The organism is Pseudomonas sp. CFBP 8771 (assembly GCF_014841695.1).
In the GTDB taxonomy this organism is placed as follows: Bacteria; Pseudomonadota; Gammaproteobacteria; order Pseudomonadales; family Pseudomonadaceae; genus Aquipseudomonas; species Aquipseudomonas baltica.
In genome coordinates this window covers 1-15746 of sequence record NZ_JACYUJ010000001.1, presented here as the reverse complement: position 1 = coordinate 15746, position 15746 = coordinate 1, and the positions used below count along the sequence as shown (strand labels likewise).

At 64.0% G+C, this 15746-nt stretch carries 11 protein-coding genes and 2 pseudogenes; 5 read left to right on the top strand and 8 right to left on the bottom strand.

Going from position 1 to position 15746, the window contains the following annotated elements; all coding sequences use genetic code 11:
- Positions 1-56: 56 nt before the first annotated feature.
- Positions 57-1961, bottom strand: coding sequence for a molecular chaperone HtpG (htpG, locus tag IFT80_RS00065; protein WP_192136489.1), 1905 nt, complete (start codon positions 1959-1961; stop codon positions 57-59).
- A gap of 16 nt (positions 1962-1977) precedes the next feature.
- The gene (locus tag IFT80_RS00060) at positions 1978-2148 is read right to left on the bottom strand and encodes a hypothetical protein (RefSeq protein WP_192136488.1); all 171 of its coding nucleotides are present in this window, start codon (positions 2146-2148) and stop codon (positions 1978-1980) included.
- 106 nt (positions 2149-2254) lie between these two features.
- Here IFT80_RS00060 and IFT80_RS00055 point away from each other — a divergent pair, with 106 nt between their 5' ends.
- Positions 2255-2551, top strand: coding sequence for a hypothetical protein (locus tag IFT80_RS00055; RefSeq protein ID WP_122479134.1), 297 nt, complete (start codon positions 2255-2257; stop codon positions 2549-2551).
- A gap of 138 nt (positions 2552-2689) precedes the next feature.
- On the opposite strand, the pseudogene IFT80_RS00050 reads toward IFT80_RS00055, so the two are convergent.
- Positions 2690-4391: pseudogene (locus tag IFT80_RS00050) on the bottom strand (DEAD/DEAH box helicase).
- 353 nt (positions 4392-4744) lie between these two features.
- Here IFT80_RS00050 and IFT80_RS00045 point away from each other — a divergent pair.
- Positions 4745-5536 carry a crotonase/enoyl-CoA hydratase family protein gene (locus IFT80_RS00045; protein ID WP_192103811.1) on the top strand — a complete coding sequence of 264 codons (792 nt, stop codon included), beginning with the start codon at positions 4745-4747 and terminating at the stop codon, positions 5534-5536.
- 26 nt (positions 5537-5562) lie between these two features.
- Here IFT80_RS00045 and IFT80_RS00040 read toward each other — a convergent pair whose 3' ends face one another.
- Positions 5563-6264 (bottom strand): spermidine synthase, encoded by a 702-nt coding sequence (locus IFT80_RS00040; RefSeq protein WP_192057782.1) that lies wholly within the window; start codon positions 6262-6264, stop codon positions 5563-5565.
- Positions 6265-6421: 157 nt separating this feature from the next.
- Positions 6422-7171 carry a sulfite exporter TauE/SafE family protein gene (locus IFT80_RS00035; RefSeq protein ID WP_122479138.1) on the bottom strand — a complete coding sequence of 250 codons (750 nt, stop codon included), beginning with the start codon at positions 7169-7171 and terminating at the stop codon, positions 6422-6424.
- A gap of 216 nt (positions 7172-7387) precedes the next feature.
- On the opposite strand from IFT80_RS00035, the gene IFT80_RS00030 reads away from it, so the two are divergent.
- Together IFT80_RS00030 and IFT80_RS00025 are read left to right on the top strand one after the other, a co-directional pair.
- Positions 7388-7858 (top strand): MarR family winged helix-turn-helix transcriptional regulator, encoded by a 471-nt coding sequence (locus IFT80_RS00030; RefSeq protein WP_185793835.1) that lies wholly within the window; start codon positions 7388-7390, stop codon positions 7856-7858.
- Positions 7859-7930: 72 nt separating this feature from the next.
- Positions 7931-8653 carry a FadR/GntR family transcriptional regulator gene (locus tag IFT80_RS00025; RefSeq protein WP_122479140.1) on the top strand — a complete coding sequence of 241 codons (723 nt, stop codon included), beginning with the start codon at positions 7931-7933 and terminating at the stop codon, positions 8651-8653.
- 44 nt (positions 8654-8697) lie between these two features.
- On the opposite strand, the pseudogene IFT80_RS00020 reads toward IFT80_RS00025, so the two are convergent.
- Positions 8698-10002, bottom strand: a pseudogene (locus IFT80_RS00020) (MFS transporter); the annotation flags it as partial.
- A 226-nt stretch (positions 10003-10228) separates the two neighbouring features.
- On the opposite strand from IFT80_RS00020, the gene IFT80_RS00015 reads away from it, so the two are divergent.
- The gene (locus IFT80_RS00015; protein ID WP_192053975.1) at positions 10229-13699 is read left to right on the top strand and encodes a hybrid sensor histidine kinase/response regulator; all 3471 of its coding nucleotides are present in this window, start codon (positions 10229-10231) and stop codon (positions 13697-13699) included.
- Here IFT80_RS00015 and rmuC read toward each other — a convergent pair.
- Both rmuC and IFT80_RS00005 read right to left on the bottom strand, forming a co-directional pair.
- Positions 13670-15076 carry a DNA recombination protein RmuC gene (gene rmuC / locus IFT80_RS00010; RefSeq protein ID WP_185794194.1) on the bottom strand — a complete coding sequence of 469 codons (1407 nt, stop codon included), beginning with the start codon at positions 15074-15076 and terminating at the stop codon, positions 13670-13672. The two genes, IFT80_RS00015 and rmuC, sit on opposite strands and share 30 nt — an antisense overlap.
- A gap of 182 nt (positions 15077-15258) precedes the next feature.
- Positions 15259-15552, bottom strand: a complete 294-nt coding sequence (locus IFT80_RS00005) for a sel1 repeat family protein (protein ID WP_122479144.1) — start codon at positions 15550-15552, stop codon at positions 15259-15261.
- Positions 15553-15746: the final 194 nt, after the last annotated feature.

Below are 15746 nucleotides of genomic sequence, written 5' to 3'. Positions count from 1 at the left end.
AAGGTCATGACTGAAAACGAAAAAGCCCGCCGAAGCGGGCTTTTTACCTGGACTGTTTAAACGGACAACTCGACCAGCAGCTTGTTCAGACGTCGAACGTAACCGGCAGGATCTTTGAGGCTGTCACCGGCCGCCAGGGCCGCCTGATCGAACAGGATATGGGAGAAGTCGGCGAAACGATCTTCGCTCTGCTCCACATCCAGCTTGGCGATCAGCGGGTGGTTGGGGTTGAATTCGAAGATCGGCTTGGAGTCCGGCACCTTCTGCCCACTGGCTTCGAGGATCTGGCGCATCTGCATGCCCAGGTCCTGCTCGCCGATGGCCAGGATCGCCGGCGAATCGGTGAGGCGATGGGAAACCCGCACTTCACTGACCGAATCGCCCAGCGCCGCTTTGAGGCGCTCGACCAGGCCTTCCTTGTCCTTGGCGATTTCTTCCTGGGCTTTCTTGTCTTCCTCGGAATCCAGCTTGCCCAGGTCGAGGTCGCCACGGGCAACGTCGACGAAGCCCTGGCCGTCGAATTCGGTCAGGTAGCTCATCAGCCACTCGTCGATACGATCGGTCAACAGCAGCACTTCGATGCCTTTCTTGCGGAAGACTTCCAGGTGCGGGCTGTTCTTGACTTGTGCGTAGGACTCGCCGGACAGGTAGTAGACCTTGTCCTGACCTTCCTTGACCCGTGCCAGGTAGTCAGCCAGGCCAACGCTCTGCTCCCCGCTGTCGTCGCTGGTGGAAGCGAAGCGCAGCAGGCCGGCGATCTTTTCCTTGTTGGCGAAATCTTCCGCAGGACCTTCCTTGAGGACCTGGCCGAAGTTCTTCCAGAAGCCCTTGTACTGCTCGGGTTCGTTCTTGGCCAACTTCTCGAGCATGTCGAGCACACGCTTGGTCAGCGCCGTCTTCATCGAGTCGATGATCGGATCTTTCTGCAGGATCTCGCGCGAAACGTTCAGGGACAGGTCGTTGGAGTCGACCACACCCTTGATGAAGCGCAGGTACAGCGGCAGGAAGGATTCGGCCTGGTCCATGACGAACACGCGCTGCACGTACAGCTTCAGGCCACGCGGTGCTTCGCGCTGGTACAGATCGAACGGCGCGCGCGCAGGTACGTACAGCAGCGAGGTGTATTCCAGCTTGCCTTCGACCTTGTTGTGGCTCCAGCTCAGCGGGTTCTCGTAGTCGTGACCGACGTGCTTGTAGAACTCCTGGTATTCCTCGTCCTTGATGTCGGTACGCGGACGGGTCCACAGGGCGCTGGCGCGGTTGACGGTTTCCCACTCCTGCGCCGGTGCCTCGTCGCCTTCGGCGGGCGAGCTTTCCTGGGGCAGCTCGATCGGCAGGGCGATGTGGTCGGAGTACTTCTTGATGATGTTGCGCAGACGGTAGCCATCGGCGAATTCATCTTCGGCGCTTTTCAGGTGCAGAACGATGCGCGTGCCGCGTTCGGCCTTCTCGACGTTGGCAACCTCGAAGTCGCCCTCGCCCTTGGAGGACCAATGCACGCCTTCGCTGGCAGGGCTGCCGGCGCGGCGGCTGTACACGTCAACCTGGTCGGCGACGATGAAGGCCGAATAGAAGCCCACGCCGAACTGACCGATCAGGTGCGAGTCCTTCTTCTGGTCGCCGGTGAGGTTCTTCATGAAGTCCGCAGTACCGGACTTGGCGATGGTGCCCAGGTGGGTCACTACATCGTCACGGTTCATGCCGATACCGTTGTCTTCCAGGGTGACGGTCTTGGCGTCCTTGTCGAAGCTGATGCGAATTTTCAGCTCGCCGCCACCTTCGAGCAGCTCAGGCTTGGCCAGCGCTTCGAAACGCAGCTTGTCGACAGCGTCGGAGGCGTTCGAGATCAATTCGCGAAGGAAGATTTCCTTGTTGGAATACAGCGAATGGATCATGAGGTGCAGCAGCTGCTTCACCTCGGTCTGGAAGCCCAGGGTTTCCTTTTGAGTTTCCACACTCATGGTCATCAAACTCCAATCAGATGGCAGGTGCCGCCGATGAGCGGCGGGATGACAAGGAGATGGGGCCGCCGATCGGGATTTCAAGGGTGGCTTCGACAGGCGAGCCCGCCAGGGCGCGTGCATCGACCTTTTCACCGAAGGCCACCGTGAAAACCGGGTGGATGCTTGAACGGTACAGCAAGGTCATGGAAAAACCTCATTGCGATCCGATACTTATATATAACCGCCGTGACGGAACTTATATCCGGCGCACACCCTCTTAGCCTCGTAGATACCCAATAAGGAGAAACATCATGCGCAAGACACTCGCTTACTCCCTGATGCTGGCTGCCACCCTTGGTCTGGCTGCATGCGACAAGAAATCCGAAGACAAGGCCCAGGACGCTGCCGAGCACCGTCAGGAAGCGCAAGAGAAAATGGACTCGGCTCAAGACAAGATGAATGACGCCGCCAAGGAAAACGCCAAGGCCAACGAAGCGGCCATGGAATCGAACAAGGCTGCAGCTCAGGAAGCTACCAAGTCCGATTCGAGCATGCCGGTCGCACCAGGTACCACTCCGGCTACCCAAGTGCCGCCAGCCAAGAACTGATTGATCGGCGGTGTCCGCTTCGCGGGCAGAGCCCGCTCCCACGGAGCGAGCTCGAGCTGGCGATGAACGAGCCGCGATCAAGACAAAAAAAATCCCCGAACCAGTCGGGGATTTTTTATGCCTGAAGACTATAGGCAATCAGTCTTCGCGATAGCGACGCAGTTTCAGCTGCTTGCCAGCGACACGGGTGTCCTTGAGCTTGCTCAACAGACTCTCCAGACCATCTTCCGGCAGCTCGACCAGGCTGAAGCTGTCGCGCACCTGAATGCGACCGATGGCTTCACGGGCCAGCCCGCCTTCGTTGAGGATGGCGCCAAGCAGGTTCTTCGCGGCGATGCCGTCGCGAGCACCCAGGGCCGTACGGCAGCGTGCGCGGCCTTCGCCCAGGGGCATTGGCGCGCGGCGCTCACGGTCACTGCGCTCAGGACGATCACCGCTGCTGGTGCGTTCGCGCGGAGCGCTGGTCGGAACCAGAGGCTGCTCCTTCTCGACCGCATCCAGGGTCAACGCCTGGCCATTGGTAGCCTTGCGCAGCAGGGCTGCGGCCAGGGCGCGCGGGGTGCAACCGATGTCGGCGGTCAGGCGATCGAGCAACTCGCCATGGGTGCTTTCGGCGTCTGCGACCAGCGGAGCGAGGCTGTTGGTCAGCTTCTTGATGCGCGCATCCAGCACGGCCTGGCCGTTGGGCAGGCGAACCTCGGCAACCTTCTGCCCGGTCACGCGCTCGATCACCTGCAGCATGCGGCGTTCACGCGGGGTGACCAGCAGCAGCGCACGGCCTTCGCGACCGGCACGGCCGGTACGACCGATACGGTGCACGTAGGACTCGGGGTCGTACGGCATGTCGACGTTGAACACGTGAGTGATGCGCGGTACGTCCAGGCCACGGGCAGCGACGTCGGTGGCGACGACGATATCCAGGCGGCCATCCTTGAGCGACTCGATGACACGCTCACGCTGGTTCTGGGCAATGTCACCGTTGAGTGCCGCGGCCTTGTAGCCTTTGGCTTCCAGGGCGCTGGCCAGGTCGAGCGTGGCTTGCTTGGTGCGCACGAAGGCGATCAGGGCGTCGAACTCTTCGACTTCCAGCAGGCGCAGGACAGCCGAGGTCTTCTGGTCGGCGTGAACCAGCAGGTGAGCCTGCTCGATCGCGGTGACGGTCTGAGTCTTGGTCTGGATCTTGACGTGCTTGGGGTCACGCAGGTGACGCTCGGCGATCGCGCGGATCGACTGCGGCAAGGTGGCCGAGAACAGTACGGTCTGGCGAGTCTCGGGCATGGCCTTGAAGATGACTTCCAGGTCATCCATGAAGCCCAGCTTGAGCATTTCGTCGGCTTCGTCGAGCACCAGGTGGTTCACGGTGGCGAGGACTTTCTCGTCACGACGCAGGTGGTCGCACAGACGGCCGGGGGTGGCGACGACGATTTGCGCGCCGTTGCGGATTGCTTTCAACTGCGGGCCCATCGGGGCACCGCCGTACACGGCCACTACGGTAACGCCAGGCATCTGCTTGGCGTAGGTTTCGAATGCAGTGGCTACTTGTAGCGCCAACTCACGGGTTGGCGCCAGGATCAGGGCTTGCGGCTCGCGCTTGCTCGGGTCGATACGATGCAGGATCGGCAGAGCGAAGGCCGCGGTCTTGCCGGTGCCTGTCTGCGCCTGGCCGATCATGTCATGACCGGCGAGAATGATCGGGATCGATTGTTGCTGGATAGCCGAAGGCTCTTCGTAGCCGGTAGCGACTACAGCAGCAACAATGTTCGGATGAAGTTCGAGAGCGGCGAAGCCGCCGATTTCCTGGGTCATGGGTCTGCCTCTAAGTGCATCCGCAAAGACCCATGCTCCAAAGCTGCGCATGCCTTGTAAGACTCGAGAGTCACCCTGGCAGCTTTGTCGGCGGGGATTTGCGAAAACGATTGAATGAAAGAATCGTTAGGGAGAGTCCGCGGAACGGACATGCAGCCGAAGCTGTCTTCGGGGGATTGCGCTACCTAAACGTGGCCTGGTTAAAGACCGGCGCGCACTATACCTGAAAATGGCCGCGACGTGAGACTTTTTTGAACCATCGTGCCGCGTGCACGCCTGAGCCACACGGGCTTTGCGCGAATCGGCGGCGCAGTCTATTTTAGCAGAGGCGCCTGCGCAGGTGCGGCAGCTGAAACCTTTCACTCAAACCATTCCGAGGATGCCGTCATGCCTACCCCCTGCCCCGGCAAGGTCAGCTGCGAGCTGCGCGAGCACGTCATGCTCATCGGCCTGGACCGTACTGCCAAGCGCAACGCCTTCGACCTGCCCATGCTCGACGCCCTGAGCCTGGCCTACGGCGCGTTCGAGCGCGAGCCGGCGGCACGCGTGGCCCTGGTGTTCTGCCATGGCGAGCACTTCACTGCGGGGCTGGACCTGGCCGAGGTGAGCACGCGCCTGAGCCAGGGCTGGCAGGTACCGCCTGGGGGCTGCGATCCCTGGCGAGTATCGGGTGGGCCGGTGGTGAGCAAGCCTGTGATCGTCGCAGCCCAGGGTTATTGCCTGACCGTGGGCATCGAGCTGATGCTCGCGGCCGACATCAACCTGTGCGCGAGCAATACCCGTTTTGCCCAGATGGAAGTGCAGCGCGGCTTGTTCCCGTTCGGCGGCGCCACGCTGCGCCTGCAGCAGATAGCCGGCTGGGGCAACGCCATGCGCTGGTTGCTGACCGGCGATGAGTTCGATGCCCATGAAGCCTTGCGCCTGGGTCTGGTGCAGGAAGTGATGGCCAGCGAAGACCTGCTGCCCAACGCCCTGCAGCTTGCTCAGCGGATTGCCCGACAGGCACCGCTGGGCGTGCAGGCGACCCTGGCGTCGGCACGCCTGGCCGTGAGCGAAGGTGAAGGCGCCGCCAGCCTCCAGTTGGCGGCAACCAGCGGGCGCCTGTTCGCCAGCGAGGACGCGCGCGAAGGTCTGGCGGCCATGCAGCAGCAGCGCCCTGCCCTGTTCCAGGGCCAGTAGCGTCGCCAGTGGTGCGCCGCACTGCCTCAGCTGGCCGGGCGCACCAGGTCGATCAGGCCCTGCAGCGAGTAACCCAGCCGGGGCGCGAGGGCCTCGGCACGCTGGCACAGGCCGGCCATGTCCAATACCTGCTCGACATCGGCCGGCACCATGACGATCACGTTGCCCTCCTTGACTGGCAATTCCCAGTAGTGACGCTGGTAGAGACCGCGCAGCAAGGCGGCCCCGAGCGGCTTGCCGTCGTCACCGGCCCACTGGTTGATGATCAGCCAGCCATCGGGGTTCAGGCGTTGCTGGCACTGTTCCAGGAACCGCCAGGCCAGGTGGGCGGGGGCTGGGCCGTGGTCGGTGTACAGGTCGACGAAGATCAGGTCGGCGGTTTCGGCAGTGGGCAGCAGTTCAAGCGCGTCGCCGACGCGGATGTACAGCCTTGGATCGTCTTCCAGGCCCATGTATTCGATGGCCAGGCGAGGCACGTCCGGGCGCAGTTCGATGCACTCGACGTCTTCCAGGGGCAGGAACTTCAGGCAGGCCTGGGTCAGGGTACCGGCACCCAGACCCAGGAACAGGGCACTTTCAGGTTGCGCATGGCAAAGCGCGCCCACCAGCATGGCGCGGGTGTAGTCGTATTCCAGCCAGCTGGGGTCGGCCGTGAACGTGCAGCTCTGTTCTATGGCATCGCCGAATTCGAGGAAGCGGTAGTCGGCGACTTCCAGCACGCGGATCATGCCCCAGGCGTCGTGCACCTCGGCCAATATGCGCTCGGTGCGTTCGCGGGGTTGCAGGGTGTCTTGGTCTTCCACCTGGAGGCTCGTCACGACGTATGAAAGCGCCGATTGTGGCATTAATCCACCCGAGCCGGCACCTGGTGTGGTGGGCCAGGCCTCAGACCTTGAACAGCAGCAGGATGGCGCACAGCAGCAGAAACACGCAGAAGCTGCCGCGCAGGACCGTTTCCGACAGGCTATAGGCGATCTTCACCCCCCAGCTGATGCTCAACAGGCCGCCAATGGCCATCGGCACGCCCATGGCCCAATCGACGTGATCGTGCACGGCATAGGTCAAGAGGGTCACGCTGGTGCTGGGCGCGGCCAGGGCCAGCGACAGGCCCTGGGCCATGATCTGGGTGGTGCCGAAAACGCTGGTGAGTACGGGTGTGGCCAGCACGGCGCCGCCAACTCCGAAAAAGCCTCCGATCACCCCGGAAAAGCCACCCAGTACACCCAGCCACGGCCAGGAATGACGCATCTCGCCCGTACCGTTCACGGGGCGCAGGAACATCTGCGCAATGTTGTAGACTACCAGTACCAACAGGAAGGCCACGAAGCCCACCCGCATCGACGCCGGGTCCAGCCCTGCCGCGAGCACCGAGGCAAGCCAGGCGAACACCAGTCCGCCGCTGGCCAATGGCAAGGCATTGCGCCAGGGTATGGGACGACGCTGGTGATAGCGCCATAATGCCAGGAGCACATTGGGCACGACCATCACCAGCGACGTGCCCTGGGCCAGTTGCTGGTCCACGCCGAACAGCACGCCGAGTGCCGGGATCGCGATCAAGCCCCCGCCGATGCCGAACACCCCACCCAGCGTGCCCATCACCGCACCCAAGGCAATGTAGAGCAATGTTTCGAACATACTGTCTCTCTCTATCCGCCGCGCCTCATCCAGCCGTGCATCCTACCAGTGTGACCGCCGCCGAAGGATGTAGAAGTGCTGCACAACCTCGAACGAACTATGCACGGTGTTTGTAGCTCGAAATCAACACCAGCTTCACGAAGGAACGAGCGAAGCGCCGAAACCTGCGAACGGCGGATCGCCTAATGCACTTGCACCATTGGAAAAAGGATCAGCATGAACACCGAATCCACTCACGACGAGGCAGTCAGCGCCGACGACAGCCTGCTGCTGGATAATCAGCTGTGCTTCTCGCTGTACTCGACATCGCTGCTGATGACCAAGGTGTACAAGCCCTTGTTGCAGGCACTGGGCCTGACCTACCCGCAATACCTGACTATGATGGTGTTGTGGGAAAAGAACGGCATGACCGTGGGCGAAATCAGTACTCGCCTGCTGACCGACCCCGGCTCGCTGACGCCGCTGCTCAAGCGCCTGGAAGCCGAAGGCTTGCTCAGCCGTACCCGCAGCAAGGACGACGAGCGCGTGGTCATCGTCGAGCTCACGCCGCAGGGTCGTGCGCTGCGCGAGAAGGCCGAGTCGGTACCGCTCAACATCGTCAAGGCCAGCTGCCACAGCAGTGCCGAACTGCGCGCGCTGCAGACCAGCCTGCTGTCGCTGCGCAAGAACCTGCAGCAAGGGCTCTGACACCCCGTCCGAAGACTTGGCGCGCAGGTGCTATCATCGCGCATTACCTGCCCCAAGGACCGAATGCACCCCATGGATTATCGCAAGCCTTCAGATCGCAAAAGCATGCACTCGCGGATCGTCCAGGAGTTGGGGATGCAGATCGTCTCCGGCCGCTTCAAGCCTGACGATCGGCTGCCCGCCGAAGCCCTGCTGTGTGAAGAATACGCGGTCAGTCGTCCGGTGCTGCGCGAGGCGACCCGTGTGTTGGTGGCCAAGGGCCTGGTGTACTCCAGGCCGCGGGTGGGTTCGGTGGTGAAGCCGCGCCGTGAGTGGCACATGCTCGACCCCGATGTCTTGCACTGGGTGATGCAGAGCACGCCGCAGAACGAGTTCTTCGCCCTGTTGACCAGCGTGCGCAGCATCATCGAGCCGGCAGCGGCGGCGCTGGCCGCCCAGCACGCCACCGAGGCCGAAGTGGCTTCGATCGGCGAGGCCTACCAGCGCATGGAGGCGGCCGGGTCGGTCGATGACGTGCTGCAGCCGGACCTGGATTTCCACAGCCGCATCGCCGATGCCACGCATAATGACCTGCTCGCGCACCTGTGCAACATGCTGTCGCTGGCCTTGCGTGAGGCCCTGCGGCATTCCAACCAGCGGCCCAACCTGCATGAGTTGGCCCTGCCGCGGCACAAGGCAATTCTGACGGCCATCGAGAACGGTGATGCCCTGGGTGCCCGGCATGCCACGCTGGTCCAGCTCGACGACGCACGCAACGCGCTCAGCGTGGTGCTGGGACGGCCCGAATCGCTGTAGGCCTGCTCGGTACAGCGGCGGCGCCGCAGCGATCAACCACCCCGCAGCCAGAGCAGGAAGCGCGAAGCGAACTCGGGCACCGCGCTGAATATGTACCCATTGACGGCCAGATTGGCCAGCGACACCACCAGGAACAGCTGGGGAATGCTCAGCTTCGCCACGCTGAGCAAGAGGATGGAAACGATGGCCGACACCACCATGAACAGCGAATTGAGAATGTTGTTGGCAGCGATGACCCGGGCGCGCTGCTCGGTGGCGGTACGTGACTGGATCAGCGCGTACAGCGGCACGATGTAGAACCCGCCAAAGACCCCCAGGCCGAGGATGTCCAGCAATACCCACCAGGTCTGATCATGACCCAGCACCGTCAGCCAGCCTTGTGGCTGCGCGGCCTGCACGACGCCGTTGGAATGCCACCACAGCAGCAGCCCGAACAGCGTCAGGCCGAGCGCACCCAGCGGCACCAGGCCCATCTCGACTTTGTGCCGAGACAGCCGCTCGCACAGCATCGAACCCAGCGCGATGCCCACCGAGAACACGGTGAGGATCAAGGTGACCACGGTTTCGTCGCCGTCCAGCCACTGCTGGGCATAGGCGGGAATCTGGGTCAGGTAGACCGCGCCGACGAACCAGAACCAAGAGTTGCCGACCAGCGAGCGCGACACCGCGCGGGTCTGACCCAGGCCCAGGCGCAGGGTGAACCAGGTCTGCCGGGCGATGTTCCAGTCCAGCACCAGCCCCGGATTGGCGGCGCTGACCGGCGGGATGCTGCGGCTGGCGACATAGCCCAGTACGGCGACCGACAGCACGGCGGTGGCGACGACACCGGCGTAGTGGGCGGACGACATCATCACGCCCGCCCCGATGGTGCCGGCCAGGATCGCCAGAAACGTGCCCATCTCCACCAGGCCATTGCCCCCTACCAGCTCTTCGGGTCGCAGGGCCTGAGGCATGATCGAGTACTTGACCGGGCCGAACAGCGCCGAGTGGGTCCCCATGGCGAACAGCGCGACCAGCATCAACCACAGTTGGTCGAATGCCAACCCTACTGCCCCCACCGCCATGATGACGATCTCGGCCAGCTTGATGGCGCGGATCAGGCGGTGCTTGGCGAACTTTTCGCCGAACTGACCGGCCAGCGCCGAGAACAGAAAGAACGGCAGGATGAACAGCAGCGCGCAGAGGTTGACCCAGACGCTGCGGTCGCCCTCGATGGCAAGCTTGTAGAGGATCGTCAGGATCAGCGATTGCTTGAAGATGTTGTCGTTGAAAGCACCCAGGGCCTGGGTCACGAAAAACGGCAGGAAACGGCGCTTGCCGAGCAAGGCGAACTGCGACTGCTGACTCATCGATCCTGTACCTGAATGATGCCGCGTGGACTGGGCTCTGGCGGGGGGACGAGGCCGCGGGCAGCGGCGGCATCGTCGGCGCACAGCATAACGCTATACCGCCTATCGCCCAACTCGATGACAGTGGCTGCGACCATGGTCGGCGCTGACGCCATCGCATGCGCCGTGCGAGACTGGCGGGTGCCCGCTTCGCCGGGCTTCCGCCTGCCCCGTTCCGGAGTCACCGATGTCGTTGTCCAGCGGATTGATCGCCACCGTCGCCCTGGCCTACATGGCCGTGATGTTCGCCATCGCTTTCTACGGCGACCGCCGCAGCACGCCCCTGCCGCCCCGTGTACGGGCCTGGGTCTACAGCCTGTCGCTGGCGGTGTACTGCACCAGCTGGACGTTTTTCGGCGCGGTGGGCCAGGCGGCCGAGCAGTTGTGGGCGTTCCTGCCGATCTACCTGGGGCCGGTGCTGCTGATGCTGCTGGCGCCCTGGGTACAACAAAAGATGGTGATGATCAGCAAGCAGGAAAACATCACCTCGATTGCCGACTTCATCGCGGCGCGCTATGGCAAGTCGCAGAGCCTCGCCGTGGTGGTGGCGCTGATCTGCCTGGTCGGCGTGCTGCCCTACATCGCCCTGCAGCTCAAGGGCATCGTGCTGGGCGTGAACCTGCTGATCGGCGCCGGTGCCGACGCCACCGGGACCCGCGTCCAGGACACCGCCATGGTGGTGACGCTGGTGCTGGCGCTGTTCACCATTCTGTTCGGCACGCGCACCCTCGACGTCACCGAGCACCACCGCGGTATGGTCCTGGCCATTGCCTTCGAAGCACTGGTCAAGTTGTTCGCGTTTCTGGCCGTGGGCATCTTCGTCACCTATGGACTGTACGACGGCTTCGAGGACCTGCTCGACCAGGCCATGCTGGCGCCGCGCCTGGAAGCGTACTGGCAAGAGACGATCAATTGGCCCTCGATGGTGGTGCAGACCGGCGTGGCGATGATGGCCATTCTCTGCCTGCCGCGGCAGTTCCACGTCACCGTGGTGGAGAACACCGACCCGCAGGACCTGCGCCTGGCGCGCTGGGTGTTTCCCGCCTACCTGATCCTGGCCGGACTGTTCGTGGTGCCGATTGCCCTGGCCGGGCAGATGCTGCTGCCCAGCTCGGTGATTCCCGACTCGTTCGTCATCAGCCTGCCACTGGCCGAAGCCCACCCGGCCCTGGCCTTGCTGGCCTTCATCGGCGGTGCTTCGGCGGCGACCGGCATGGTCATCGTCGCCAGCGTAGCGCTGTCGACCATGGTTTCCAATGACATGCTGCTGCCCTGGCTGCTGCGTCGGCAAAGCGCGGAACGGCCCTTCGAAGTGTTTCGCCAGTGGATGCTCAGCGTCCGCCGAGTGAGCATCGTGGTGATCCTGCTGCTGGCCTACGTCAGCTACCGTCTGCTCGGTTCCACCGCCAGCCTCGCCACCATCGGCCAGATTGCCTTTGCCGCCGTAACCCAGCTGACCCCGGCAATGCTCGGTGCGCTGTACTGGAAACAGGCCAACCGTCGCGGGGTTTTCGCCGGGTTGGCGGTGGGCATCTTTCTCTGGTTCTACACCTTGGTGCTGCCGGTGGCGGCGCACAGTTTGAACCTGCCGCTGGACGTGTTCCCCGGCCTGGCCTGGATTCACGGCAACCCGTTCGGCCTGCCCATCAGCCCCATGACCCAAGGGGTGGTGCTGTCGCTGGCCGGCAATTTCATTCTGTTCGCCTGGGTTTCGGTGCTGTCGCGTACCCGCGTCAGCGAACACTGGCAAGCCGGGCGATTCATCGGCCAGGAGATCAATGCCGGGCCCCATGGCCGCTCGCTGCTGGCGGTGCAGATCAATGACCTGCTCAACCTGGCGGCACGCTTCGTCGGCGAGGAGCGCGCACGGCAAAGCTTTCTGCGCTACGCCTATCGGCAAGGCAAGGGTTTCAACCCCAACCAGAATGCCGATGGCCAGTGGATAGCCCATACCGAACGGCTGCTGGCAGGCGTGCTGGGCAGCTCGTCGACGCGCGCGGTAGTGAAGGCGGCCATCGAAGGCCGCGACATGCAGCTCGAAGACGTGGTGCGTATCGCCGACGAAGCCAGCGAAGTGCTGCAGTTCAACCGTGCCCTGCTGCAGGGTGCGATCGAGAACATCACCCAGGGCATCAGCGTGATCGACCAGTCGCTGCGCCTGGTGGCCTGGAATCACCGCTACCTGGAGCTGTTCAATTACCCGGAAGGCTTGATCAGCGTGGGCCGGCCGATTGCCGACATCATCCGCTACAACGCCGAGCGCGGCCTGTGCGGGCCCGGCGAGGCGCAGGTACACGTTGCCCGGCGCCTGCACTGGATGCGTCAGGGTCGCGCGCACACCTCCGAGCGCCTGTTTCCCAACGGGCGGGTCATCGAGCTGATCGGCAACCCGATGCCGGGCGGTGGCTTCGTCATGAGTTTCACCGACATCACCGCCTACCGCGAAGCCGCGCAGGCGCTCAAGGACGCCAACGAAGGCCTGGAACAACGGGTGACCGAGCGCACCCATGAGCTGTCCCAGCTGAACCAGGCGCTGACCGAAGCCAAGGGCCATGCCGAGTCGGCGAACCAGTCCAAGACGCGCTTCCTGGCAGCGGTCAGCCACGACCTGATGCAGCCGCTCAACGCGGCGCGGCTGTTCTCCGCAGCGCTGTCCCATCAGCCGGGCCTGTCGGCCGAAGCCAGCCAGCTGGTGCAGCACATGGACAACTCCTTGCGTTCGGCCGAAGACCTGATCAGCGACCTGCTGGATATTTCCCGCCTGGAGAACGGCAAGATCAGCCCGGACCGCAAGGGCTTCGCGCTCAACGAACTGTTCGACGCGTTGGGCCCTGAGTTCAAGGCCCAGGCTCGGGAACAGGGCCTGGACTTTCGCCTGCGGGGCAGCGCGCTGCGGGTGGACAGCGATATCAAGCTGTTGCGCCGTGTATTGCAGAACTTCCTCACCAACGCCTTCCGCTATGGGCGCGGTCCGATCCTGCTGGGTGTGCGGCGCAAGCCAGGTGCGCTGAGCCTGGAGGTGTGGGACCGAGGCCCGGGCATTGCCCGCGACAAGCTGGAAATGATTTTCGAAGAATTCAAGCGCCTGGACAGTCACCAGACCCGTGCCGAAAAAGGCCTGGGGCTGGGCCTGGCGATTGCCGACGGCCTGTGCCGGGTGCTCGGCCACCCGTTGCAGGTGCGCTCATGGCCTGGCCATGGCAGCGTGTTCAGTGTGACCGTGCCCCTGGCCGGCGCAGACACGGCAACCGCCCTGCCCGCCCCGACGCCCATGAGCCAACCGCTGGGTGGTGCACGGGTGCTCTGCGTCGACAACGAAGACAGCATCCTGCTGGGCATGCACAGCTTGCTCAGCCGCTGGGGGTGCGAGGTATGGACCGCACGCAATCGCCAGGAGTGCGCAGCACTGCTGGCCGCCGGCAAGCGGCCGCAATTGGCGCTGGTGGATTTCCACCTGGACGAGGGCGAAACCGGTACGCAACTGATGGCCTGGCTGCGCACTGCGCTGGCCGAGCCGGTACCGGGCGTGGTGATCAGCGCCGACGCGCGCCCCGAAACCGTCGCCCTGGTGCACGCCGCCGGCCTGGACTACCTGGCCAAACCGGTGAAGCCTGCGGCCTTGCGGGCGCTACTCAACCGGCACCTGGGCCGGCACTGACACGCCGTCGGCGTCGGCCTCGGCGCCGCTGTCCTGATGGGCCTCGGTCATGGCGCGCTCGAGCAGGTCCGGCGGCAGGCTCTTGCTGGCGCGGGCGCCCAGCAGTTTGAGTTGCTCGCTGCGGCTGACCAGGTTGCCACGTCCTTCGGTGAGCTTGTTGCGCGCCGCGCCGTAGGCCTTGTCCAACTGCTGCAGGCGGTTACCGACTTCGTCGAGGTCCTGGATGAACAGCACAAACTTGTCATACAGCCATCCGGCGCGCTCGGCGATCTCGCGGGCGTTCTGGCTTTGCCGCTCCTGCTTCCACAGGCTGTCGATGACGCGCAGAGTAGCCAGCAGGGTGGTCGGGCTGACGATGACGATCTGCCGGTCGAAGGCCTCCTGGAACAGGTTGGGCTCGGCCTGCAACGCGGCCGAGAATGCCGCCTCGATGGGCACGAAGAGCAGGACGAAATCCAGGCTATGCAAACCGTCCAGGCGACTGTAGTCCTTGCCGGAAAGGCCTTTGACGTGATTGCGCAGCGACAGCACGTGCTGCTTCAAGGCCGCCTGGGCAATGGCACCGTCTTCGGCGGCGATGTATTGCTGATAGGCAGTGAGGCTGACCTTGGAATCGACCACCACCTGCTTGTCGCCGGGCAGCATGATCAGCACGTCGGGCTGAAAGCGCTCGCCATCCGGGCCCTTGAGGCTGACCTGGGTCTGGTACTCGCGGCCCTTCTCCAGCCCGGCATGCTCGAGCACCCGCTCCAGAATCAGCTCGCCCCAGTTGCCCTGGGTTTTCTGACCCTTGAGGGCCTGGGTCAGGTTGGTGGCTTCGGTACTCAGGCGCTGGTTGAGCTGTTGCAGGCGCTCCAGTTCCTTGCCCAGGGAAAAGCGCTCGCGGGCCTCGTTCTGGTAGCTCTCTTCAACGCGCTTTTCGAACGACTGGATACGCTCCTTGAGGGGATCGAGCAACTGGCCCAGGCGTTGCTGGCTGTTTTCGGCGAAACGTTGCTCGCGCTCGTCGAAGATTTTGCCGGCCAGTTCGGCGAACTGCGCGCGCAGTTCGTCCCGTGAACCCTGCAGGTCGTTCAGGCGTTGCTGGTGGCTGTCCTGCTGTTCGCGCAATTCGGCTGATAGTCCGGCGCACTGGGCATCGAGGCGACGCAACTCGGTTTCCCGGGTGCTGCGCTCCAGGCTCCAGGCGTGGGCGGCATCGCGGGCATTGTCGCGTTCGTTCTGCAGCAGTTCGACCTCGCGGCGCAGGCCGGCCAGTTCGGCTTGCTTGGCCGAGTTGGCCTGGCTCAGATCGCTGACCTCATCGCGGCAGGCGTCGAGCTGCGCGCTCAGGCCGTCCTGAGCCAATTGGGCGTTACTCAGGCGCTCGTCGAGCAAGGCGACCTGGGCCAGGGCGGCGGTGCTCCTGCGCTGCAGCTGCCAGGCCAGCGCCAGGCACGGCAAGGCGGCAGCCAGCAGGCCAATCAACAGGCTGGTCATGTCCAGGGCCATGGTGTGCTCTCATGCGAATTCGATGAGCGGCAGTCTGAGGCCATTGGCCGCCTGGGGCAAACCGAGTGTCAGTCGCGACGCAGATCGCTCAGTGCGTTCTGTGCGCCCGCATCGCCGGCGCGGGCGGCCTGCCGCAGGAGTTGCTGACCGATGCGCTGGTCACGGGCGTTGCCACAATCGCGGCACATCAACTGGCCGAGGCGGCTCTGCGCGACCACCACGCCTTCGCGCGCGGGCTGCTTGAGCATGCGCCCGGCCAGGTGCTTGACGTTGACCTTGTGGCCCAGGCGGGGGCTGTCGAGCAGCCAGAGGGCGACCTTGAGGGTGAAGCGCTTGGGTGCAGCGGGTGCGGAACTTTTCATGAAAAAACTTTGGGCAGATCGGAAAAGCGCGCCACTCTACTCTTTTTTCCCGGCGAATGCGCGGGGGCAATGACCGGCGCCACACCCCCTCCCCGCAGGAGCGGTCCGTGGCCGCGAAGGGGCCAGCGCACGCGGCAAGCGCACCGCGGCGCACCTTTCGCGGCCGATGACCGCTCCTACGGGAGATGGCGCTC